This window comes from Streptomyces sp. CLCI03 (assembly GCF_053615355.1).
The window spans coordinates 81708-106499 of sequence record NZ_JBSIFU010000001.1 but is presented as its reverse complement, the minus strand read 5'-3'; the positions used below and the strand labels follow the sequence as shown (position 1 = coordinate 106499).

The 24792-nt window shown below is 76.1% G+C and carries 3 protein-coding genes; all 3 read right to left on the bottom strand.

The features are described from left to right. Window positions 1–62: 62 nt before the first annotated feature. The 3 genes from ACWG52_RS39095 to ACWG52_RS39085 are packed head-to-tail and all read right to left on the bottom strand — an operon-like array spanning window position 63 to window position 24528. The gene (locus ACWG52_RS39095) at window positions 63–7313 is read right to left on the bottom strand and encodes a beta-ketoacyl synthase N-terminal-like domain-containing protein (RefSeq protein WP_453129128.1); all 7251 of its coding nucleotides are present in this window, start codon (window positions 7311–7313) and stop codon (window positions 63–65) included. Beyond that, on the bottom strand, window positions 7310–22621 hold the full coding sequence (locus tag ACWG52_RS39090) for an amino acid adenylation domain-containing protein (protein ID WP_453129127.1): 15312 nt from the start codon (window positions 22619–22621) through the stop codon (window positions 7310–7312). The genes ACWG52_RS39095 and ACWG52_RS39090 overlap by 4 nt, the downstream gene beginning before the upstream one ends. Beyond that, window positions 22618–24528 (bottom strand): alpha-ketoacid dehydrogenase subunit alpha/beta, encoded by a 1911-nt coding sequence (locus tag ACWG52_RS39085; protein WP_389814770.1) that lies wholly within the window; start codon window positions 24526–24528, stop codon window positions 22618–22620. Before ACWG52_RS39085 ends, ACWG52_RS39090 begins: the two co-directional genes overlap by 4 nt. Window positions 24529–24792: the final 264 nt, after the last annotated feature.

The window sequence follows — 24792 nt, the reverse complement described above, 5'->3', positions numbered from 1 at the left end:
GGTGTGTCTGTTCCTCGGTTCTCGTACGGGTCGGGCGGTCGAGGTGGTGCGGGAGGGCGGGGTCAGCGCCGCGGGGTGAGCAGGGTGACCGCCTGCTCGATGGACAGCCGGTTGTCGCGGACGGCGCTGAGCAGCGCGTCCAGGTCCGCCTGGGAGGGCTCCCCGGCGCCGGTCACCGGCAGCGGGAGGGCGGCGGGCTCCGCGGCGGCGGCCGGGACCGGGGCGGCGCGTCCGGCGACGTGGCGGCTCAGCGCGGCCAGGCTGGGGTGGTCGTAGAGGATGCCGGCCTTCTCGTCCAGCCCGTAGGTCTGGTTGACGAACGCCACGAACTCCACGCCGAGGATCGAGTCCAGGCCGAGGGTGTTGAAACTCGCCTCGTCGTCGATGTCGCCGGGCTCGCAGTACAGCGTCCGCGCCAGCTCCTCGCGCAGTGCCTGGGCGACGGGGGCGGGGTCGACGGCCACGGCCGGGACGGCCGGAGCGGCCGGGACGGCCGGAGCGAAGGCCGGTGCCGGGGCGGGGGCGCCGAGCGACTCGGCAATGTGCCGGGCGAACGCGGCCGGCGTCGGGTGATCGTACAGGGCGGTCGCCTTGACTCCGACCGGGTAGGCGGCGTTCACGGCAGCGACGAACTCCACGCCGAGGATCGAGTCGACGCCCAGGGTCAGGAAGGTCTCCTCCGGGTCGAGCCGCTCCGGTTCGAGGTACAGCACACCGGCGAGCAGCCGGGCGACCTCCTCGGCGATCTCCTCCTGACGGCCCGCCGGGACGGCGGCAGGGGCCGGTGCGGCAGGCGGGGCGGGCACGGCGGCGGGAGCCGCCGGGGTCGCCGGGGTCGCCGGTGCAGCGGGCCTCGTCGCGGCCGTGGCCGGAGCGAGCGGCCGGAGCGAGATCTTGCGGTCGCTGGTCATCTGTGGCTTCTCCATCGGGTCGGTTGCCGGCCGGCGGGCCGGCTCGGCCGCACCGCGCAGGGTCAGGGTGGGTACGGCAGTCGGCGCGGGTACGGCGGGGCGAACCGCTGCCCGGGCGGGTACGCCCGTGGGCGCGGAGACCTGCGCGCCTTCGGCGGCCGACACGGGCACGGCGGCCGGCGCCGGCGCGGTACTCGGCATGGCCTGCGGCCGGTCGGAAGGTGCCCGGCCGAAGTCGCGCAAGTGGTCCCGGGCGAACGCGGGTTCCTGCCCGGCACTGCCGAGGCCCTGCCGGTGCAGGTGGGCGATCTGCAGGTCGTACCAGCAGCGGACACGTTCGAACGGGTAGTGCGGCAGGGGGATGCGGCGGCCGACGGACGCGGCACCGCAGGCGGCCTCGCGGTCGATGCGCCGGCCGGAGAGCCAGGCGGCGATCTCCTCGCCGGCCGGCGGGACGGGCCGCGGCCGGCCTTCGGCCAGGGCTTCCAGACCGGCGAGCAGCAGGTCGAGCGAGTCGGCCGGGAGGACGGCGCGGCGGGCCAGGTCGACGCGCCCGACCGCGAAGGTGAAGGCGACGTCGGCCGCCGAGGGCTCCTCGCCGGCGGAACGGGCCCGGAGCAGATGGTCCCTCAGGTCCCGGGCGTACGCGGCGAGCGCGGTGTCCGTCCGGGCCGACAGGAACAGTACCTGCGGCTCCCGGCGGCCGGTTGCCGGACGCGGGGCGGGCGCGGGTGCCTCCTCGACGATCAGGTGGGCGTTGCCGCCGCCGGCACCGAACGAGCTGATCCCGGCCCGCAGCGGGCGCGCGGCGCCGTCGTGGGTGCGCCACGGCGCGAGCTGCTGCTGCACGCTGAACGGGACCCCGTCGAAGTCGATCTCCGGGTTGGGCGGGGTGGCGTGCAGCGACGGCACCAGGGTGCGGTGGCGCAGCTGGAGCAGCACCTTGGCGAGCGCCACCGAACCGGCGGCCGACTCCAGGTGGCCGACGTTGGACTTGACCGAACCGATCGGGAGGCTGCCCGGGCCCTTGATGCCGTCCCGGGCGAACGCCGAGGCGAGTCCGCGGATCTCGATCGGGTCGCCGAGCGCGGTGCCGGTGCCGTGCGCCTCGATGTAGTCGAGGTCGCGGGCGGTCAGGCCGGCGTCCCGCAGCGCCTTCGTCACCAGGTCGGCCTGGGCGCGGGGGTTGGGCACGGTGTAGCCGTTGGTACGGCCGCCGTGGTTGGCGGCGGTGCCGCGAATCACGGCGTGGATGTGGTCGCCGTCGCGCAGCGCGTCCCGCAGCGGCTTGAGGAGCACGGCTCCGACGCCCTCGCCCGGCACATAGCCGTCGCCGCCGGCGCCGAAGCTGCGGCAGCGCCCGTCGCTGGAGGCGAACCTGCCCTGGCCGAGCATGAAGTACTTGTTGGGGTGGATGAGGACGTTGACGCCGCCCGCGATCGCGACCCGCGACGTGCCGGCCCGCAGCGACTCGACCGCCAGGTGGACGGCGGTGAGCGCGGAGGAGCAGGCCGTGTCGACGGCGACGCTCGGGCCCTGGAAGTCGAAGAAGTAGGACACCCGGTTGGCGATGGACCAGTAGGCGCTGTTGGCCAGCACGGGATTGCCCCTGAGCCGCTCCTCCGCCTCGTGGAGCTGGTACTCGCCGTACATCGCGCCGACGAACACGCCGACGTCGCGCCGGTGCACCGGGTCCTCCGCGGCCGACACCAGACGGTCCGGGGTGTAGCCGGCGTCGTCGAGGGCCGCCCAGCAGCTCTCCAGGAACAGCCTGGCCTGCGGGTCGACGATCCCCGCCTCGCGGGGCGAGATGTTGAAGAGCGCGGCGTCGAAGTTCTCCACGCCGTCGACGAATCCGCCCCACTTGGTGTGGGTGCGGTCGACGCGGGTCTTGTCGGCGTCGTAGAGGGCCTCGGCGTCCCAGCGGTCGGCCGGGACCTCGGTGATGCTGTCGCGGCCCTCCGTCAGGTTCCGCCACAGCCGGTCGAGGCCGTCGGCCTCGGGGAAGCGTCCGGCAACGCCGATCACGGCGATCGCCCGCGGGTCGGCGAGGTCGTCGTCGGACGGCGCCGACGGCATGGCGGACACGGCGGGAGCCGGGGCCTGGGCCGGGGCGGCGGGAGCCGGGGCCTGGGCGGCGGGAGCGGCCGGGGCGGCGGTCTCCTTCGGTCCGCCCGCGAGCGCGGCACACCGCTCGGGGTGCTCCTCCCTCAGGTACTCGGCGAGCTCCTCCACCGAACGGCACTCGAACAGCAGGGTCTTGGAGAGCCGCCCGAAGTCCTTCTCCAGCAGCTCGACGACCCGGATGGCGAGCAGGGAGTCGATCCCCAGGTCGTCGAAGAGGCGGTCGGCGGTGACGTCGTCGACGGGAGTGCGGGTCGCCTCGGCCACGACGGCCGCCAGCCGCCGGTGCAGGACGGCGGTCACCTCCCCGGCCGGCGCGGCGGCGGGTGCCGCCTGTTCCGCGGCCTGAGCCGGAGCCTGGGCCGGAGCCGGCTCCGGGACGGCCGCGGGGGCCTCGGAGGTCAGCAGCGGGAAGGAGGCGAGCAGGGCCTCCCGGTCGCCGTACAGCACCACGGGCGCGGTCGCGGGACCGGCGAGCAGGGATTCCAGGACGTCGAGCCCGGCCTCGGTGGGCAGGGCCCGCATGCCGAGGGTGGCCAGTTCCTCCTGGGCCGGCCCGTCCGGGCGCATCCCGCCGTCCGCCCAGAACGGCCAGGCGATCGAGACCGAACGGCCCCGGCCGGCCCGGTCCGCGCGGCGGCGGACCAGTTCGTCCGCGGCGGCGTTGGCGAAGGCGTAGTCGGCCTGGCCGGCGCTGCCGAGGGCGCCCGACACGGAGGAGAAGACGACGAAGCAGTCCAGGTCCCAGTCGGCCGTGGCCGAGTCGAGCTCGGCCGCGCCGACCAGCTTGGGAACGATCACCTCGCGGGCGTCGGCGACCGTCTTGCGCAGGACGTACCCGTCGCGCAGGACCCCGGCGCAGTGGAAGACGCCGTTCACGGCGGGGCCGTCGGCAGCGATCCGCCGGGCGGTGTCGCCGACGGCTGCCGGGTCGGACGGGTCCAGCTGCCGGTACTCGACCGAACCGCCGGTCCGGGCCGCCCGGTCGGCGAGCCGGCGCAGCTCCTCGCCGCGCGCGCCGTCGGCGGCGGACCGGCCGGTGAGCACGATCCGTGCGGCGTGACGGTCGAGCAGGTGCTCGGCGAGGAGGGCGGCGAGGCGTCCCATCCCGTGGATCCAGTAGCGCCCGCCGTGGCGCAGGACCGACCGGGAGCCGGCGGCCGGGGTGAGCGGTGCCAGGACGGTGGTCCTCAGCCCGCCGTCGGCCGCGACGGTCAGCGCACGGGAGAGCGGCACGCGCACCGTCAGGGCGTCGAGCGCGCGGCGCAGCCCGGCCGGTCCGGCGCCGTCCTCGACGGCGAGGGCGGTGAGGTCGAAGCGGGGGTTCTCACCGGTCAGCGAGCGCCCCAGGGCCGCGAGGCCGGCGCCGGCCACCGCACCCGCCGGGGAGCCTGCCGGGTAGGGGACGACCAGGTGTGCGCCACGTCGGCCGAGCGGGCGCAGCAGGGCGCGCAGCAGGGCCAGGACGCGCAGGGCGCCGTCGGTGGCGGTGGCCGCGGGGTCGGTGTGCGGGTCGTCGGCGGCCGGCCACACGATGGTCGGCCGGCCCGCGCCGGCGGGCAGCCGAGCGGCCAGCTCGGCTCCCGCCGCCGCGGCGGCGTCGGGGTCGGCGGGCGCCGGGAGCACCAGGTCGGCGCCGTCGAGGGCCGTGTCGCCGATCAGCACCAGCGGTCCGGCCGTGGCGGCGTCCCGGCCGGTCGGGGCGAACTCCTCTGCGGTGGAGGCGAACAGGTGGACTCCCTGCGGCACGGCGGGCGCACCGGCCGCAGCGGGGGCGGTGACCGGGCGCAGGGCGAGGCCGCGCAGCGTCAGCAGGACCGCGCCGTCCTCCGCCGCGACGGCCACGTCGTACCGGCGCACCCGCCGGCCGCCGCCGGCGAGCCGCTGCGGGCTGACCGTGACCCACACCTCGCCGGGCAGCGGAGCGTGCACCGTCAGCTCGTCGATGGCGAACGGGATGAAGGTCTCGCCGGCCAGGTCCTCGCGCAGGACGCAGCCGATGACGGACTGGAGGGCGCCGTCCAGGACACAGGGCGAGACCGTCTCGCCGGGCACGGACTCCGGTGCGGCGGTCACCCGGGCCAGCACCCCGGCGGGACCGTGGTGCAGTTCGCGCAGGACCCGGAAGGCCGGGCCGTAGCCGACGCCGTTGTCCGCGAAGTAGCGGTAGAGGGCTTCGGGTTCCGCCGATTCGGGGTACGCGCGGCGCAGGGCGGCGAGGTCGAGCGGGGCGGGCCGCTCCGGTGCGCCGGCCGGAAGCAGGCGGGCCTGGGAGTGGACGTCCGTGGAAGCCACGCGGACCTGTCCGTCCTCGATCTCCACCCGCAGCTCGACCGGGTCCACCACCTCGACCGTGCGGCGGAACGCGAGGTCGGCGAGGCCGGCTGCCGGTCCGCCGGCGAGTCGGCCGGCGGCGGTCAGTGCGAGGTCGATCTGGGCGGCGGCCGGGAAGACCGGCAGCCCACCGACGAGGTGGTCGGCCGCCAGCGGGTCACCGGGGCGCACCGTCCGGACCGGGAGCGCGTCGGTGGCCGCCTCGGGCGACCGGCTGTCCGGCGCGAGGTCCGGGGCGTCGGGGCGAGGCCACCGGCGGCGGGCGAAGGGGTAGCCGGGCAGCCGGACGCGTCGGCCGGTCCGGCCCGCGGCGGGCTCCGGTTCGGGCAGCTCGCCGGTGCCTTCGATCCACGCCCGGTAGGGGGCGGCCGAAGTCGCGGCTGCCGCGGTGCCCTCCCGGGCGAGCGTGCGCAGTTGCTCCGCCAGTTCGGCCGTGGTGCGCGCGGTCAGCACGGCCCGGACGGCACGGTGGCTGCGGCCGGTGCGCAGGGTGTGCGCGACGTCGGCCGGCTCCGGGGCGCCGGGGCCGCCCAGGGAGTCCGCCAGGGAGGCGGCGAGCTGCCGCAGGGCCTCCTCGGTACGGGCGGACACGGGCACCCGGTGCTCGTCGTGGCCGTTGCCGGCGGGCGGGGCCGGCAGGTCGGGCGCCTGCTCCAGCACCACGTGGGCGTTGGTGCCGCCGATGCCGAAGGAGCTGACCGCGGCCCGGCGCGGGCCGTCCGGTACGGGCCAGCCGTCGCCGCCGGCGGCGATCCGCAGGCCGCCGGTCCCGGCGAGCCGGCGGTTGGGCTTCTCGAACGGGGCCTGCGGCGGCACGGCGGCGTGCTCCAGCGCGAGGATCGCCTTGGCCAGGCCGGCGAGTCCGGCCGCGGTGTTGAGGTGGCCGACGACGCTCTTGACGGAGCCGATGGCGGCGGGGTGCGGCCGCTCGCCGCCGTAGACGCGGTCGAGGGCCGCGTATTCGATCGGGTCGCCGAGGTGGGTGCCGGTGCCGTGGGTCTCCAGGTAGCCGACGGTGTGCGCGTCGATCCCGGCGACGGCCAGCGCCTCGCGCAGGACTGCCTCCTGTCCCTCCGGGGACGGGGCGTGGTAGTCCATCTTGCGGGCGCCGTCGTTGTTGACGGCGCTGCCGCGGATCACCGCGCGGATCGGGTCGCCGTCGCGGACGGCGTCGGCCAGCCGGCGCAGTACGAGCGCGCCGGCACCGTTGCCGAAGACCGTGCCGTCGGCGCCGTCGTCGAACGGCCGGCACTCGCCGCTCGGCGAGAGGATCATGTCCGGTGCGGCGAGGTAGCCCGCCTGCGGGAAGTGCAGCGAGGCGGCGCCGACGACGGCCAGGTCGCTCTCCTCGCCGAGCAGGCTCTCCACCGCGAGGTGGACGGCGACCAGTCCGCTGGAGCAGGCGGACTGCACGGTCAGGCTGGGGCCGGTGAGGCCGAGCTTGTAGGAGATCCGGCTTGCGGCGAAGTCCTTGTCGGAGGAGGAGAAGCGGATCATGCCGGCCGCGTCCAGGTCGGTGATGCCGACCTGCGGCATCGTGGACTGGCCGACCGAGACGTACGCGGCGGTGCGCAGCCCCGTGCGGTCCGGCGCGAAGCCGGCGTCCTCCAGGGCGTGCCAGGCCGTCTCCAGCAGGACCCGCTGCTGCGGGTCCAGCCACTCGGCGTGCACCGGGCTGTAGCCGAAGAACTCGTTGTCGAAGGCGTCGGCGTCCTCCATGACGACGCCGGCGGGGACGAAGCCGGGGCGCCGGACCAGCTCGGGCCGGTGGCCCAGCCGGACGAGCTCCTCGGGCGAGTAGCGGTGGATCCCGCTGCGGCCCTGCTCCAGCAGCTCCCAGAGCCGGTCCGCCGAGGTGGCGGGGCCGAAGCGGCAGGACATGCCGACGACGGCCACCGCGTTCGGGTCGTCGACCGCGTCGTACGGGTGGTGGTCGTGGTTCATCGGTGGTCGTCTCCGAGTCGAAGGGCGCGCCGTGCCTCGCGGCGGGACGGGCGGGCAGCGGGAGCGGAAGGGGGCAGCGCGGTCCGGGCGGCGGGGGCGGCCGGGGCGGGGGGTGCGGCCGGGACGAGCCGCTCGGTGAGCAGGGCCACCTGGTCGTCGAGGGTGGGGCGGGCGAAGAGGTCGGCGACCTCCAGGCCGGTGCCGGGGAAGCGGTCCTCCAGTCGGGCGAACAGCCGGCCCAGCAGCAGCGAGTTGCCGCCGAGGTCGAAGAACCGCCGGTCACCGGGGACGTGGTCGAGTTCGAGGAGCTCGGCCCAGAAGGAGGTGACGCTCTGTCGGATCCGCGCCGGGTCGGCCTGCGCCGGCGCGTGGACCGCAGGCGGCATCGGGACCGGCGCGGGCGCCGGATCTGCGGACCGGACCGGATCGGTGGCGGCCTCCCGCTCCGCTGCGGGCCGGGCCAGCAGTGCGGCGGCCTTGCGGTCCACCTTGCCGTTGGGCGTGAGCGCCAGCTCGGGGGTGGTGACCAGCCGGTCGGGCAGCATCCAGGCCGGGAGGCTCGCCGCCGCGAACGCGCGGAGCTCGTCGAGGCCGGGTGCGGCGGCGCCGCGCGCCGGGACGGCGACGGCCACCAGCCGGACCAGCGCCCCCTCGCCGCGGAGCACCACCACGACCCGGGCCAGGCCCGGATGGGTGCCGAGCACGGCCTCGATCTCGCCCAGCTCGACGCGGTGCCCGCGGATCTTGACCTGGCTGTCGGCCCGGCCGAGGAAGACCAGCCGGCCCTGCTCGTCGCGCCGCACCAGGTCGCCGGTGCGGAACCAGCGTCCGCCGCCCTCGGGCCGGGCCGGGTGGGCGGTGAACCGTTCGGCCGTCAGGTCGGGCCTGCGCCAGTAGCCCTGGGCGACGCCGGGTCCGCCGATCCACAGCTCGCCGGGCTCGCCCGCGGCGGGCGCGGCCGTGCCGTCGACCTCGGTGACGACCAGGTCGGTCGCGCCGATCGGACCGCCGAGGTGCACGGCCGCGCCGTCCACGCGTCCGATCGTCGACCAGATGGTGGCCTCGGTGGGCCCGTAGACGTTCCACAGGCTGCCGGTGCGGGAGACCAGCCCGGCCGCCAGGTTCGGCGGCAGCGCCTCGCCGCCGCACAGCGCGGTCAGCCCCGCGCGGCCCCGCCAGCCGCCGTCCAGCAGCAGCTGCCAGCCGGCCGGGGTGGCCTGGAGAACGGTGACGTTCCGGCTCTCGATCAGGTCGGCCAGCCGCCCGGCGTCGACGACGTCGGTGCGGCGGGCCACCACCACGGTGCCGCCGGTCAGCAGCGGCATGAACAGCTCCAGGACGGAGATGTCGAAGCACACCGTCGTGACGGCGAGCAGGCGGTCCTGCGGGCCGGTTCCGGTGGTGGCCGCGATGGCCTCCAGGGTGTGGACGACGTTCCCGTGGGTGACGCCGACTCCCTTCGGCCGGCCCGTGCTGCCCGAGGTGAACATCAGGTAGGCCAGGTCGCCGGGGAGGGGTGCGGTGCCCCGCCCGGAGTCCGGCTCCGGCGCGGCGGCCGGGTCGAGGGCCTGGGCCGCGGGCAGTACCCGCAGGGTGGCGGGCAGCAGCGCGGCCAGGTCGGGGTCGGCGACGGCGAGCCGGCACTCCGCTACCTCGACCACCATCCGCAGGCGGTCGGCGGGGTAGGAGTCGTCGAGCGGAACGTAGGGCCGGCCGCTCTTGAGGATGCCGAGGAGGACGGCCGCGAGCCGGGCCGAGCGGTGCATCAGCACCGCGACCGGCTCACCGGGGCCGGTGGCCCGCGACACCTGCCGGGCGACGGCGTCGGAGAGCTCGTCCAGCGCGGCGTAGCTGAACGTCTCGTCCCGGTCCTCGACCGCGGTGCGGTCCGGGGTGCGGCGGACCGAGTCGGCGAACCGGCTGACCAGGGTGGACCCGGCGGGGTCGAGCAGCCGGCCGGTCCGGCCGCCGTCCAGGTCCCGGGACAGCTCGACCACCATGCGCCGCAGGTCCTCGACGAGGCCGTCGACGGCCGGGCCGTCGAGCGCACCTGTGCGGTGGTTGGCGAGCACGTCCATCCCGTCGGGGCCGTCGGTGACCTCCAGTCCGAGGTCGAAGTGGCCGCGCTGGCCGCGCCGGTGGACCGGCAGGCCGATGTCCGTGCGTCCGCCCGGGGCGGCACCGGCGGTCTCGCGGCGCCAGTTCTGGTAGGCGAAGGTCACCGTGGGGACGGTGTGCTCCCCGGCGGCCCGGCACAGCTCGGCGAGCCGCGGGTAGGGCAGTCCGGCGTGGCCGACCGCACCGCGGACCTCGTCGTGGAGCGAGGTCAGCCAGTCGGCGACCGGACGGGCCGGGTCCAGGTCGATGCGCAGCGGCACGGAGTTGACGAAGCAGCCGACCGCGTCGTCCTCGCTCGCCGAGGCCCGGCCGTAGGCGGGCACCGCGAGCAGGAACGAGCGGCGTCCGGTCAGCCGGCCGAGGGAGGCCGCGAAGGCGGCCAGCAGCACGGTGAACGGGGTCACGCCGGCGGTGCGGGCGGTGGCGGACAGCAGTGCCGACAGGTCGGCGCCCAGTCCGTACTCGCGCTGCGCGGACGCGGCGTCGGTGCCCGTGTCCGCGTCCGGGAAGAGCGGCTCGGCCGTCAGCCGTGCCAGCCGGCCGGCCCAGAAGGACTCGTCGGCGGCGCGGGTCCGGGCTGCGTCCTCGCGCTCGCGGCGCAGGACGTCGGCGAAGGAGGGCGCCGGGGCGAGGGCCGTTCCCCCGCCGGTCCGGGCCGCGTAGAGGGCGGCGAGGTCCTGGCCGATCAGCTCGGCCGACCGGCCGTCGGCGGCGAGGTGGTGCGTGGTCAGCTGGACGACGGTGTCGGTTCCGTCCCGCCAGAGCACGGGCCGCAGCAGCGGCTCGGTCGCCGGCGCGAAGCGGCGGTCGGCCTCCTGCCGTACGGCGGTGGCGAGGTCCATGCCGACCTCGGGCGAGCGGTCCACCAGGGCGGGTGCCGTCCGGGCGGGGACGAACGACGGTTCGCCGCGGTGCGGGCGCACGCAGCAGCCGAGCACCGGGTGACGGCGCACCAGGTCGTCCACCGCACCGGCGAGCGCGGCGCGGTCGGCGTCGGCGAGCCGCCAGGACAGGGAGATGTTGTACGGCGCCAGCGGGGCCGCGGCCTGGTCGGAGGTCCACATCCCGATCAGGCGGTCGGGCAGCGGTACGGCTTCGGTGCCTGCGGCGTCGACCGGGGCCGGTGCGGCCCCGGTGACCGCGGGGGCCGCGGGGGCTTCGGCGGGGGCCGGCCCGGTCTCGGCGGAGACCGCCGCGGTGAGCTGGGCTCCGTGGTCGCGCAGCAGGCGGTCGGTCAACTCGCCCAGGGTGGAGCTGTCGAGGAGCAGGGCGACGGGCAGCCGGCCCAGGTCGTCCTCCAGCAGCCGGCTGAGGCGCATCACCGCGATGGAGTCGACGCCGTAGTCCAGGAGCGGGCGGTCGGCGGCGATCATGGCCGCCGGGACGCCGATCGCCCGGCCCACCCGCTCGGCCAGCCAGCGCAGCGCGGCGGTGCGGCCGTCCGCGGCCGGAGCCGGGTCGGCGGCAGCGGCGGCGTCGGCGACAGCGGCGGCGTCGGCGACAGCGGGAGTGGGAGCGGCGGCGTCGGCGACAGCGGGAGTGGGAGCGGCCGGTGCCTCGCGGGGCTCCGGGGTGTCCGCGGCGGCGTCGGCGGCGACTCCCAGGGCCCGGGACCACAGGTCCTGGTCGCCGGCGACCAGGGCGGCGTGCGCCTGCCCGGGTCCGGTGGCCAGGTCGAGCAGCGGCCACATCCGGCGTACGGCCTCGCGCACCGGCAGCGGGCGCAGCCCGAAGGTGTCGGACAGGTAGCCCAGGGCGGCGGGCTCGGGCGCCATGCCGGCGCCCTCCAGCACCGGCCAGCCCACGGAGAGGCTGCGCCCGGACCGCAGGCCCAGTTCCGTCCAGCGGGTCCGGGCGACCGCGAAGCCGTCCAGGAAGCCGTTGGCGAAGGCGTAGTCGGACTGCCCCTGGTTGCCGACCAGGGCGGCCAGCGAGGAGGCGACGACGAAGAAGTCCAGCGGGTGGTCGTGGAAGGCAGCGTCCACCGCGACCGCGGCCAGCACCTTGGCCCGGCAGACCTCCTCGATCATCTCGGGGGTCTTGCCCCGCAGGAAGCCGTCCCGCAGGACGCCGGCCGTGTGCACGATGCCGTGCAGCTCGGTGCCGGAGCGCTGCAACTCCGCGGCCAGCTCGGCGAGCTGGGCGAGGTCGGTGACGTCGCACCGGCGGTAGTCCACCGGTCCGGTGCCGGCCGGCCCGCGAAGCTGGGCCAGGGCCGCCTCGTCGGGGGCCGAGCGCCCGACCAGGACGAGGCGTGCGGTCGGCCGGGCGGCCCGGACGGCGGCGGCGATCTCGCTGCCCAGGCCGCCCTGCCCGCCGATCACCAGGTAGGTTCCGTCCGCGCGAAGGAGGCCGGCCGGGTCGGCCGTACCCGTGTCCCGGACGGGGGCCAGGGCAGCACGCCGGCGGCGGTCGCCGGGGCCGATCCGCACCCAGTCCTCGCCGTCGGCCGGTTCGGCCGAGAGCTCGGCCCGGACGGCGGCGACGGCGTCGGCGTCGGGCAGTACGGTGCCGGCCGTGCCGGAGCCGACGGAGGCCATCCGCAGCCGCAGCCTGCCGGTCTCACCGGCCACCGTCCGCACCAGGCTGTGCAGGGCGCGCTGGAAGGGCGACGGTCCGGTGGCGGAGTCGTCGGTGGCGAACAGCACCAGGACGCCGTCCAGGGCGCGGGAGCGGACCAGGGCCTGGAGCAGGCCGAAGACCTGTGCGATCGGGCCGGTCCTGAAGTCCGTCCAGTCGGCCGCGATCTGCCCCGCGGGCAGCGGGTCGGCGCCGAACCCCAGGCCGCGCGGGCCGCCGGTGAGGTCGACCAGGACGGTCGCGGGGGCTCCGGTGCGCCCGGCGGTCTCCGCCAGTGCGTCGACGTCGCAGGCCCGGTCGAACGAGAGGCGGGCGGCGGCCTGCGGGGCCAGGCCGTCGGCGAGGGCGCCGTCGCCCACCGTCCAGAGGGTGCCGATCGGGCGCCCTGCGGCGGGACGGGGGGCGTCCGGCCAGCCGAGCCGGTAGGTGGCGACGGCCGGGGCGCGGTCGCCGTCCGCCGGAGCGAACGCGGCAGCCGTGGTGGCCGTGTCGGCGGTACGGGCCGGGGCCGCCGGGGCGTCGCGGTCCTCCACCCTGATGCGGAAGCCCTCGGCCTCGGCGAGCACCTCGCCGGAGCCGGCGTCGACCAGGCGCACGTCGAAGACGTGCGTGCCGGACGCCTCCTCGGCGCGGACCCGGCGCGCGTGGACGTACGCCTCGCCGGTCACCGGGGCGTGCACGGCGAGGCGGTTCACGGACAGCGGCCGGTAGCGGCGCCGGGCGGCGGGATCCTCGCAGAGCAGCAGGAAGGCCGCGGTCTGGCAGGCGCCGTCGAACAGCGCCGGGTGAAGCACCTGCCTGCCGTCACGGTCCTCGCCGTCGGGCAGCCGGAGCCGGGCGGTGGTCTCCTCGCCGTCGCGCAGCGCACGGCGCACGGTCCGGTAGAGCGGACCGTAGGCGAAGCCGTGGCCGGCGAAGACCCGGTAGAAGTCCTCGGCGTCGACGCCTTCGGCGAGGTGCCGGGCCAGGTCCTCCGGCCGGTACCGCAGGGAGGGCTGGACCCGGTCGGCGACGGCGGCTTCGGTCCAGCCGCGTGCCGCGGTCCGCTCGCCGTCTGCGGCGGTGACCGCCTCGACGGTGAAGCTGCGCGTACCGTCGGCGCCGGGTTCGGCCAGCTCGGCACGGACCGTCATGGGGAGCCCGGCGGCGGGGGCGGGCCACATCAGGTCACGGATGACCTGGCGGTACGGGGACTCGCCGGCGGTCAGGAGCGCCTCGTGGACGAGTTCGGGGTGGAAGGCTCCGGGCAGCAGCGCGGTGCCGTCGACGACGTGATCGGCCACCCAGCGGGACGCGCCGCCGAGGCGGGCCGTCACCGTCCGGGTCGCGGGGATCCGTACGGAGTCGGCCAGCGGCAGGTCGATCGGGGCGCCCAGTAGTGGGTCGTGCCCCTCGGGCGCGGTCAGGGTGCAGCGGCGGCGGGCGAACGGCGTGGTGGGCAGCGCCACGCGGCGGCCGGGCAGGTCCTGCGCGGGCGGCCGTCCGTCGACGACCCAGGCCCGGGCGACGGCCTCGGCGTGGTCGGCGGTGTCGGCGGTGGCCACGTCCGGGTGGGGGCGGCCCTCGGCGAGGGCGGTGAGCGCCTCGCGCAGCCGCCTCGGGTCGGAGGCGGTGACCGCGGCGCGGTGCGGCCAGGTCTCGCGGCCCACCCGCAGGGTGTGCGCGATGTCGGTCGGCGTGGCCGTGGCGGCCAGCAGCGTCTCGCTGCCGGGAACGTGGGCGATCAGGCCGGCGAGCCGGGCGGCGAGGGTGCGCAACCGCTGGGGGTCGGGGGCCGACAGCGGGAGGAGCACCGGCGTGCGGTCGGCCCCGGGGCGGGCGGGCGCGGGCTGTGCGGTCCGCGGGTACTCCTCCAGCAGGACGTGGGCGTTGCTCCCGCCGGCGCCGAAGGAGCTGACGGCGGCCAGCCGCGGCAGGGTCCGGCCCTCGGCGTCGACGAACTGCGGCCAGGCCTCGGCGCGGCGCTGGATGTGCAGGGAGGTGCCGTCCAGGTCGAGCTTGGGGTTGAGCTGCTCGGCGTGCAGGGTGGGGACGAGTTGGCCGTGCCGCAGTTGGAGGACGGCCTTGGTGAGGCCGGCGATGCCCGCGGCGGCCTCACCGTGTCCGATGTTGGACTTGACCGAGCCGATCCGCAGGCCGGCCGTGGCGGGACGGTCGCCGTCGAAGGCGAGGGCCAGTGCCCGAAGTTCGATCGGGTCGCCGAGTTCGGTTCCGGTGCCGTGGGCCTCCAGGTAGCCGACTGCGGCGGGGTCGATCCCGGCGGCGTCGAGGGTGGTGCCGATCACGGCGGCTTGGGCGAGCGGGTTGGGCACGGTGTATCCGCCGGTGCCGCCACCGTGGTTGAGGCCGGTGCCGCGGATCACTGCGTAGACGGTGTCGCCGTCGGCCTCGGCCCGGTCCAGGCGCTTGAGGACGACGGCTCCGACGCCCTCACCGGGGACGAAGCCGTCGCCGCCCGCCCCGAAGGCGCGGGTGCGGTCGCCGCGCGAGGGCATGCCGAGCGCGCAGAGGCCTGCGAACCGGTCCGGGTGCAGATAGAGGTTGACGCCGCCGGCGAGGGCGAGGTCCGCCTCACCGTCCTGGACGGCGCGGCAGGCCAGGTGAAGGGCGGTCAGGGAGGAGGAGCACATGGTGTCGACCGTCAGGCTCGGGCCGCTGAGGTCGAACGCGTGGGAGACCCGGTTGGCGACGGAGGCCGCCGCGGTGACGGCGTACTCCGGGTTGTCGGCGCCTGCCAGCCGCGCCTGGTGCTGGGCGATCAGGTGGCTGTTGGAGGTGACGCCTGCGAAGACGCCGACCTTCGGGCCGCCGGCGCTGCCGGACAGGGTGCGGCGGCTGTAGCCGGCGGTCTCGAACGCCTCCCAGGAGACCTCCAGGAAGAGCCGTTCCTGGGGGTCCATCACGGCGGCGTCGCGGGGGGTGATGCGGAACAGCTCGGGGTCGAAGCGGTCCCAGCCGTCGACGAAGCAGCCCCAGCGGGCGTAGCCGCCGCCGAGGGTGCGGGCGGTGCGCCAGTCCCAGCGTTCGGCCGGGACCTCGGTGACCGGGTTCCGGCCCTCGGACAGCAGCCGCCAGAAGGCGTCGATGTCCTCGGCGCCCGGATAGCGTCCGGCCAGGCCGACGATGGCGACCGGTGCACGGTGCCCGCTCGGCTCGGCCGGCACCGCCGGGCGGGCCGGGCGCGGGCCGGCAGCGCTGCGGGCCGCGGCGTCCGGGGAGACGGGCAGGGTGGCCGGGACGGTGAGGGGTGCGGGCGGTGTCGCGGCCGCCACCGTGACCGCGTGCGGGCGGGCCCGGCGCGTGGGGGCCGCCAGCCAGGCGGCCAGGGAGCGCAGCGAGGTGTGCTCGAACAGCACCGTGGAGGGTATCGCCCGGGCAGGGAAGCGCTGCCGCAGGGCGGCGGTGAACTCGCCGTTGAGCAGCGAGTCCACCCCGATGCCGGGGAAGTCGCAATCCTGGTCGATGAGTGCGTGGTCCTGGCCGGTCAGGTCGGCGGCCAGCCCGGTCAGTTCGGCGAGCAGGTCCGCGGCGCCCGCGCCGTCGCCGGTGGCGTCACCGTCGCCGGCGGCCGGGGCCTCGTCCGGGGCCTCGGCCGCGGCGAAGGCGGTGGCCGCAGCGGTGGCGCCGGCCGGGCGGACCCGTCCGCCGAGCGCCCGGGCCAGTTCGTCGAGCGTCCGGTGCTCGAACAGCGCGGTGCTGGAGATCTCGCCGAACGCCTTCGACACGGCGGTGACGAGCTCCAGGTTGAGCAGCGAGTCGATGCCCAGCTCCTGCCACGGCCGGTCGCCGGGGACATCGGCCCGCGGGTCGCCCAGCAGCTCCCGGACGATCTCCCGAAGCCGGTCGCGGGTGCCGCCCGTGCCGTCGGTGCCGTCGGCGGCCGGGGTCCGGGTTGCCGCTGCGGCGGCCGGCGCGTCTGCGGCGGGGGCGGACGGGGCACGGCAGTCCAGCAGCGCCACACATCCGGGTACGTCGCGCTGGTGCCCGACCCCGGCGAGCGTCCAGCCACCGGCCTCCAGGAGGGCCTGCCAGCGGGCGCCGTCGAGCAGCGGCCCGTGCGGCAGACGGTACTGGCTGTCGACGTAGCGCCACCAGCCGTCCGTCAGGCCGAAGGTGAGGGTGTAGACCGCGGCGGGGACTGTGATCTCGACGAGCAGCAGCCGTCCGCCCGGGGCGAGCAGCTCGGACACGTGGCGCAGCACCAGGGTCAGGTCGCGGGTGGCGTGCAGCACGTTGCTGGCGACGACCAGGTCGTAGTGACCGGTGGCGAAACCCTGACCGGCGGGGCTCTTCTCGATGTCGAGCAGCTGCGGGCCGACCCGCTCGCCGAACCGGCGCCGGGCGTGCTGGAGGAACGCGCGGGACACATCGGTGTAGGCGTACTCGGCGTCGGTGACGCCGAGGGCGTCCATCGCGGCCAGCGCGGAGGCGGTGGTGCCGCCCACGCCCGCACCGATCTCCAGGATGCGAGGGCGCCGGCCCTCGCGGGCGATCCGGGCGGCGTCGGCGGCGAGCTCACGGGCAACGGCCGCGTTGACCGGGTCGAAGAGCTGGTTGTTGCTGTAGATGGCGGACACCGCGCCGAGGTCGCCGCGCGGGAAGAGCACCGCGGTGGCGGGCTGCTCGCCCCGCAGCACCGGGCCGTACGAGGCGAGGGCGCGGTCCAGCAGTTCGACGTGACCGAGCAGGTCGGGGTGGCCGGCCAGCAGGGCGGCACGGTCGGCGGCCAGGTGCACGGCTGACCGGGCGTCGGGGCCCTCGCCCTCCAGCAGGTCCAGGACGGCGGCGAGCAGGCGGTGGTGCTCGGGGACGACGCCCAGCAGGTCGGCGGCGGCGGTGCAGCCCGCCCGGGCGGTGCCGTGGTCCAGGCCGAGGTCGGCCATGGTCCGGGCCAGGGCGCCGCGTGCGTAGCGCTCCAGCAGGTGCGCCGGGTCGGCGGCGGCCGGACGGGTCAGGGCCCGCAGCGGCTCCGGATCGCCACTGATGGCGACGGTCTGCGGATCGGTGCCGGACATGCCCGCTTCCAAGGCGGCCACCCCTCTCTCTGGTTCGAAGTCGGTCAGTCCCGGGTACTGGCGCCGGACGTGTGCGGTGTACTGGCGGGCGAGGCCGGTACCGCGCCACAGGCCCCAGTCGAAGGTGCGGACCACCAGCCCGCCGTCGCCGTCGACGGCGGCCGCGTAGTGGTCGAGGAAGGCGTTGGCCGCCGCGTAGTTGAGGCCGCCGACGCTGCCGAACAGGCCGGCGACGGAGGAGAACAGGACCAGGGCGGTGCCCGGCCGGCCCGCCAGGGCTCGGCGCAGCGTCAGGACGGCCGTGACCTTGGTTTCGAGCACGTGGTCGATGTCGGCGGCGGTGAGCCCGGTCAGCAGGCCGTCGCTCACGGAGCCGACGCTGTGCAGCAGGCCGTCGGGCTCGCCGAAGTCGGTGCGGCAGCGGGCGAGTGCGGCGGCGACATCGCCGGCGTCGGTGACGTCGCCGCGGTGGTAGTGGGCCTGCCCGCCGGCTGCCCGCAGGTCCTCCAGCAGGTTCCGGACGTCCTCGCCCTCGGCCGAGCGGCCGACGAGCAGCAGCGAGGCGCGGTAGCGGGCGGCGAGATGGCGGGCGACCTCGCCGCCGATTCCTCCGGCGCCGCCGAACACGACGTACACCCCTCCGGGGCGAAATCCCCGGGCGTCGGGCAGCGGCCGCTCGGCGAGCACCTGGCGCAAGCGGCGGACGCCGCGCAGCGCGACCAGTGGGACGGCCCGCCCGCAGGGCTCGGCCACGGCGGCGGCGATCGGTTCGAAGGCGGCGCTGTGCAGCGCGTCGGCGGGCAGGTCGACGGCGGCGGCGGTGACGGTCGGCACCTCCAGTGGCAGGGTGCGCAGCGCTCCGAGGAGCGCGCCCTGGAGCGAGGCGCCGGGGGCCGGGGACTCGCCGTCGGGGGCTCCGAGGCCGGTGGTCAGCAGCCGCACCTCGGCGGGTGTGCCGCTTTCCGCGAGGACCTGGGCGGTCGTCAGCAGTGCGGTGAGCCAGTGGCGCAGCGCCGTGACGCCGGCGGTGTCCTCCGTCCACCGGCAGCCGCCGACGAGGAGGGTCACGGCGAGGGGGGATCCGGCTGCGGCGCGGACGGCCGTGCCGAGGCGGTCACGGTCGACGCCGTCCGGGCCGACCGGGAGCAGGGTCGCGACGTCTCCGCGCAGGCCTTCGGCGGCCCGCTCGGTGTGCCGGTCGTACAGCGTGACGGTATGGGTCGCGGTGCCGGCCGGGGCGGGGCGGGGGGTGCTCTCCTCGGCCCAGACCGGCGACAGCACGCGGATCGGGGCGCTGTCCTGCGCGGCCTGTGCGGGTGCGGTCGACGCGGGTGCGGACGGTGCCTGAACCAGGCGGAGGCCGCGTACCCGCAGGACGGCCCGTCCGTCCTCGGTGACGGCGTCCAGGTCCACCAGGACGTGTTCGGGGGAATCCTCCACGAGGTGCAGCAGCAGGTCCGCGCGGTCGGGCAGTTCGCCGCTCCAGAACACCCGGCCGAGGGCGGCGGCCATCAGGGTGCTGCCGGGGGCGGCCAGTGCGCAGGCTGCCTGCAGGGCGGCGTCGAGCCAGCCGACCCGGCGGGTCAGCGGGTCGCCGGCCGGCGGGGTCAGCCGGCCGGCTGCCCGGTTGCCGGACCGCACCAGGGCGGTGACGGCGTGGTAGGCGGTGCCCACATCGATGCCGGCCCGGTGCAGCATATCGGCGAGGTCGACCGGGGTGCCGTCGGCAAGGGTGCGGTCGCTGGCCGCCAACGGCTCCGGGGTCCCCGGGTCGGCGACGGCCCTGGCGTGGACGTGGCCGTCGTGGTGGACCGTGAGGGCCGTCCGGCCGTGGCCGTCGTCCGTGCCGCGTTCCAGGCGCAGGCCGTCGTCGAACGGGACGGGGCGCAGGAAGCGGACGCCGCTCAGGGCGACGGGTCCGCCGCCGGCGAGAGCGTCGATCAGCAGTGCGCCGGGGGCGACGGCCCGGCCGGCCACGCGGTGCTCGGCCAGCGGGTGGCCGGCGGGCAGCACGAGTGCGTTCGTGCGACCGCCGGTCACGGCGGCAGCGGTCGCCACGACGGCCGTCGGCGCGGGGCCGGACGGGGCAGCCACCGCCGACGCGGGGCGGGCCGCGGGCTCGCCGGGCAGCCAGTACGGCTCGCGCTCGAACGGGTAGGGCACCAGCGGGACGCGCCGGGGCGGCTGCCCGCCGGTCCACAGGGCCGCCCAGTCGGCGGTGCCGCCGGAGAGCCACTGGAGCAGGGCGGTGCGGGCCCGTTCGTCGCTCAGGGTGGCGAGGGCGTCGGGGCGTTCGAGGGTGGCGGTCGCCGGGTGGGTCTCCCCCGCGGCGAACGCCCGCACGGCGTCGGCCAGTTCACCGGTGTCGCGGGCGACGACCAGCATCCGCTCAGCCAGGGCGCGCCGGCCGCTCTGCAGGGACCAGGCGATCTGCTGCAGGTCGAGGCCGGACGGTTCCTTCCCTATCCGGTCGGCGAGGCGGCCGGCCAACCGGACGAGCGACCGCGCGGTGGCGGCCGACAGGGGGACGGCCAGCAGTACGCCGTGCCCGTTCGCCGCGCCCGGGCCGTCGAGGGCCGGGGCCTCCTCCAGGACGGCGTGCGCGTTGCTGCCGCCGAAACCGAAGGCGCTGACGGCGGCTCGACGCGGGGAGCCGTCCACCCGCGGCCAGCGGACCGGGTGGTCGGCCACCGTGAGCGGGGTGCCGTCGAGGTCGATGTGCGGGTTGAGCTCCGTGAAGTTCGGTGTCCCGGGGATCAGCTCGTTGCGCAGCACCTGGACGGCCTTGATCAGGCCGGCGAGGCCGGACGCGCCCTCCAGGTGCCCGATGTTCGCCTTGGCCGAGCCGACCCACAGCCGGTCCAGCGGGCCGGCGGCCCGGGTGACCGGTCCCCCGGCGCCACCCTCCAGCACCTCCCGGACGGCGTCGATCTCGATCGGGTCGCCGAGCGGGGTGGCGGTGCCGTGAGCCTCCAGGAAGCCCAGGTCTGCGGCGTGCAGACCGGCCCGGTCCAGGGCGGTGCGCACCAGGGCGGCCTGCGCGCGGGGGTTGGGGGCGGTCAGGGCGGCGGCGCGACCGCCATGGTTGACGGCGGTCGCCCGCAGGACGGCCAGCACCGGGTCGCCGTCCTCGATCGCCCGGTCGAGCCGCTTGAGCACCACCCAGCCGGCGCCCTCGCCGCGGACGAACCCGTCGGCTCCTCGGTCGAACACCAGACTGGTCCCCTGCGGGGAGAGCATGCCGGCCCGGCGGTACGCCTCGTTGTTGAAGCCGTTGCTCAGCAGGTTGGCGGCGCCTGCGAGGGCGATCTCGCAGTCTCCGGAGCGGATCGCCCGCTCGGCGAGCGAGAGCGCGGTGAGCGCGCCGGAGCAGGCGGTGTCGACGGTGATGCTCGGGCCGGTGAAGTCGTAGGTGTGGGAGATCCGGTTGGCGAGGAAGGCGGGGAAGGTGCCGACGGTGGCGTACCCGTCGGCGGCGTCCCGCTCCACCAGCTGCTCGCGGTAGTCGTAGCTGCACGCGGCGGCGAACACGCCGACCGGCGTGCCCGCCAGGTCGTCCGGGTCGAGGGCCGCGTGTTCCAGGGCGTGCCAGCTCAGTTCGAGCAGCGCGCGCTGCTGCGGGTCCATCGAGGCGGCCTGGCGCGGGGTGACGGAGAAGAAGCGGGCGTCGAAGAGGTCGATCCGGTCCAGCAGCCCGGCCCGCGGCGCGGCGGCGGCCGGGTCGCCGGCCGGGGACCCGGCAAAACGACCCGCGGGAACCGGCTCGATCCGGCAGTGGCCCTCGGCCAGCAGGGACCAGAACGCGTCCACGTCGTCGGCGCCGGGGACACGGCAGGCCATGCCGATGACGGCGACGGCGCCCCGTACGTCTTCCTCAGCCGGCCCGCGGGCATCCGGAACGGCCACCGGAACCGGCACGGACGTGGCCGCTACGGACGTGGCCGCCGCGGACGCGACCGGCACGGACGCGACCGGCACGGTCGGCGTGGGCGGGGTCGGGCGCGCCTCGCCGGGTGCGGTCTGCGGGAGCAGCTCGGCGAGGGCCCGCAGGGTCGGGTACTTCCAGATCGCGGTGGCGGGCAGCTTGGTCCCGAAGATGCGGCCCGCTTCACGGGTCAGGCGCAGGGCCTTGGCGGAGTCGATGCCCTGCTCGCCGAGCGGGCGGTCGGGATCCACCGCGTGGTCGGCCACCTCGCTCGCGAGAGCCGTGAGCCGCTCCAGCGCGCTCTCCCGGACCTCCCTGGCCTGCTGTCCGTCGGCCCGGGTCCGGTCGGTCGTCGCGGCCGGGACGGGTGCCTCCGGTTCACCGGCCTGTGCGAGCTCGGCCCGCAGGGCGTCCAGGAAGCGGGCGGCCTCCTGGCCGTTGAACACGGTGTGGTCGAATGCCAGAACGATCCGGCGGACCGCCTTGGGCCCGCTGCCGGACGGCGCTCCGAGGAACAGCGTGGCGGCGGCGGGCGGCACGACGACGGGGACGGCGAAGGTCGCGCCCTGGTCGCCGAGGTGGGAGAGCATCAGGGTGACCCGGCCGTCGGCCTGGGACTCGCCGCCGAGGGCGCGCTCGACGGCGTCGGCGTAGCGCTCGTCGAACCGGTCGGCGTCCAGCAGGTCGGAGCCGCGCACCACGCCGATCGTCAGATCACCGTCCTCACCGGCACAGGCGATGCCCAGGTCCACGTGGTCGAAGACGCGCAGGTGGTCCTCGCCCAGGCGGCGCGACCTCAGGAACGGGAAGTCGGCGGCGACACGGGCAGCCAGGTGTGCGAAGACCTGGAAGGCAGTGGTGAAGCTCTGGCCGTCGCTGGCGGCGCGGCGGGCGCGCAGCGCGCTCGCGAGGAGTTCTTCCCGGACCTCGGTGGCCACAACGGCAGGCACCACGTCACCGGTGCCGGAACGCAGCGCCCGGTTGAGCTCCTTCTGACGCCGGCTGACGGGCCGGTCGGTGAAGTCGTGGCCGGCGCCGGTGAGCGGCGCCGGGGTGACGGGCTTCGCGCCCTCGACCGGGTCCTGGGACCGGGCCTGGAGCCGGACCTGCTGCGGCTCGGGGGCGGCGCAGGCGCGGTCGGCGACGTGGCGCTCCAGGTCGGCCGGCATCAGGCTGCGCCCCCGGGCGGGAACCAAGGTCGCCAGGACCGTCTCGTCCAGGCCCAGCCTGCGGGCGTGGGCCCGGGTGCGGGGCGGGATGCGGACGGTGCCGGTCCGGGGCTGTCCGGGCGGTCCGGCGGGCGACGCGCCCTGCGCGGGTGCGGGAGCCGGGCCTGCGCCGTCGGCGGCTGCGCCCGGCTCGGCGGGTGCTCCGGTCCCGGCGACCGCCTCGGTCTCGGCGACCGGCTCGGTCTCGGCGACCGGCTCGATCTCGGCGACGGCTCCGCCGATCGGCACCCGTCGGCCCTCTTCGACCAGCCAGGCGGTCAGCCTGCCGGCCGTCGGCGACTCGATCTCCAGGGAAGCCTTGTCGTGCTCCATCTCGTAGAGCAGTTCGTCCTTGGCGACGAGGTCACCGGGCTGCTTCAGCAGACGCAGGATCAGGACTTCGACGATCCCCTCCCCCAGTCGCGGGACGGTCAAGGTGGTCGTCGTCTTCTTCTCGCTCATGCCAGCACCGATCGGATGGCCGCGACCACGTCGTCCGCCGCGGGCAGCACGGCGCTCTCCAGGTCGGGGTGGAAGGGGATGTGGACGTCCCGGCGGGATACGAGCCGGGGCGGCGCGAGCAGCGAGTAGAACTCGTCATCACTGCCGAGGAGGTCGGCCAGGACGGTGGCGCCGAAACTGCTGGTGCGGTTGTCCTCCTGGACCACCACCAGACGGCCGGTCCGCCGGACGGAGGCGGCGACCGCCTCTCGGTCGACCGGGGTCAACCAGCGCAGGTCGATCACCTCGGTGCCGACGCCCTCGGCGGCCAGCCGGTCCGCCGCCTCCGTGGCCAGTTCGGTGCCATTGCCCCAGGTGGCGATGGTGACGTCGGCTCCGGTACGCAGCAGCCGGGCGCCCCGGGCGGGTGCCGGTCCGGGCTGCGGCGGGTGCTGGCGGCGCATCAGGTGCTTGGGGAGCAGGATCAGCGTCGGGTCGGGGGATGCGAAGGACTCCAGGAAGACCGCCTCGGTGTCCTCGGGGGTGGAGGGCACCACGACCCGCAGCCCGGGCAGGTGGGTGAACAGGCTCTCGTTGCTCTGGCTGTGCCAGATTCCGCCGCCCGGCAGGTAGCCGCCCCAGGGTGCGTAGATCACGACGGGGCAGCGCCAGGCGGAGGCCGTCCGCCAGCGCAGGGTGGTCAGCTGGGAGGCGATCTGGTTCCAGGCCGGTCCGGCGAAGTCGACGAACTGGAGCTCGACCACCGGCCGCATGCCGGCCGCAGCGAGCCCGACGGCGGCGCCGACGATGGTGGCCTCGGCGAGCGGGGAGTTGGTCATCCGGGGGCCGGCGAGGGTGCCGAGGCCCTTGGTGAATCCGAAGACGCCGCCCTTCGGGTCCTCGATGTCCTCGCCGAACAGCACCAGCGTCGGGTCGTTCTCCAGCCCGGTGCGCAGGGCCCGGTTCACCGCCTCGACCATCGTTCCGCCGCAGGGGCGGGTGTCGGCGGGGGCGGTCGGCTGCTCGTCCGCCGCGGCGAACAGGTGGTCCATCACCTCGCCGGGGTCGGCGGAGGGTTCTGCGGCCACACGGTCGAAGACCTCCTCGACGTCGTCGGCGAGCCGGGCCCGGACCTGGTCCGCCCAGCCGGGGACGATCGTCCCCTCGGCTTCCAGCCGGTCGGTGAAGAGGGCCACCGGGTCGCGCATGGCGGCGAGTTCGTCCTCGGTGCGGTAGAGCCGCTGGTCGTCGGAGGATGTGTGCGAGTCGAGCCTGTCCAGCCGGCACCACAGCACGGCCGGGCCCCGGCCGGCGCGGACGTCCGGCAGCACGGCGGCCGCGGCGGCGTGCACGGCGTCCGGGTCCGACCCGTCGACGACCTTGGTGATCGCGTCCGGCATCAGGCCGAGCCGCTGCGGCGAGAGGCCGTCGGTCGGGGTGCTGATTCCGTAGCGGTTGTCGGAGACGAGGAAGACGACCGGGAGTTTCCGTTCGACCGCGAAGGCGACCGCTTCGAAGAATTCACCCTGTCGCGTCGAGGCGTCGCCGATGGAGCAGACGACGACCTTCCTCTCGCCGCTCAGTACGGACGCCCACGCGGCGCCGGCCGCCGGCAGGCACTGGCTTCCGGTCGGGCTGGCGAGGGAGAAGACATTTCCCGGGCGGTGGCTGAAGTGCGAACTCATATTACGTCCGGCGGAATGCGATCCGCCCTTGGCCATGAGGTCACGGGCCTGTCCTTCGGCATCCATTCCGCGCGCCAGCATCAGGGTGCGGTCGCGGTAGTGGGGGAAGATCAGGTCCTCGGGTTCCAGCAGTTCACACAGGGCTGCGAGGGCTTCGTGGCCGGCCGATGAGATGTGGAACCACGCCTGGCCCTGCCGCAGAACGATCCCGGAACGTCGGTCGCATTCACGAGAGAGCATCATCTGCTCGAGAAAGGCCGCTCGCCGGTCCCGGGGAATCATGTCCCCGGTTCCGCCGGCGCGCGACAGCACGTTCTCGGAACTCTTGGCCTTTTTCTTCTTCGCATCCGGAGCAGCGTCGGGCACAGCAGGTCTCCACGGTCTTCAGGATTCCAACCCGGTTTGGGTACAAGGGAATTCTGGTGGCGCACCGGGTTCTGAACCATCGCTCGCGGTGAGGAATTCGCGGGTGGTCCCGAAGGACCATCCGCACGATCTCCCCCCGCT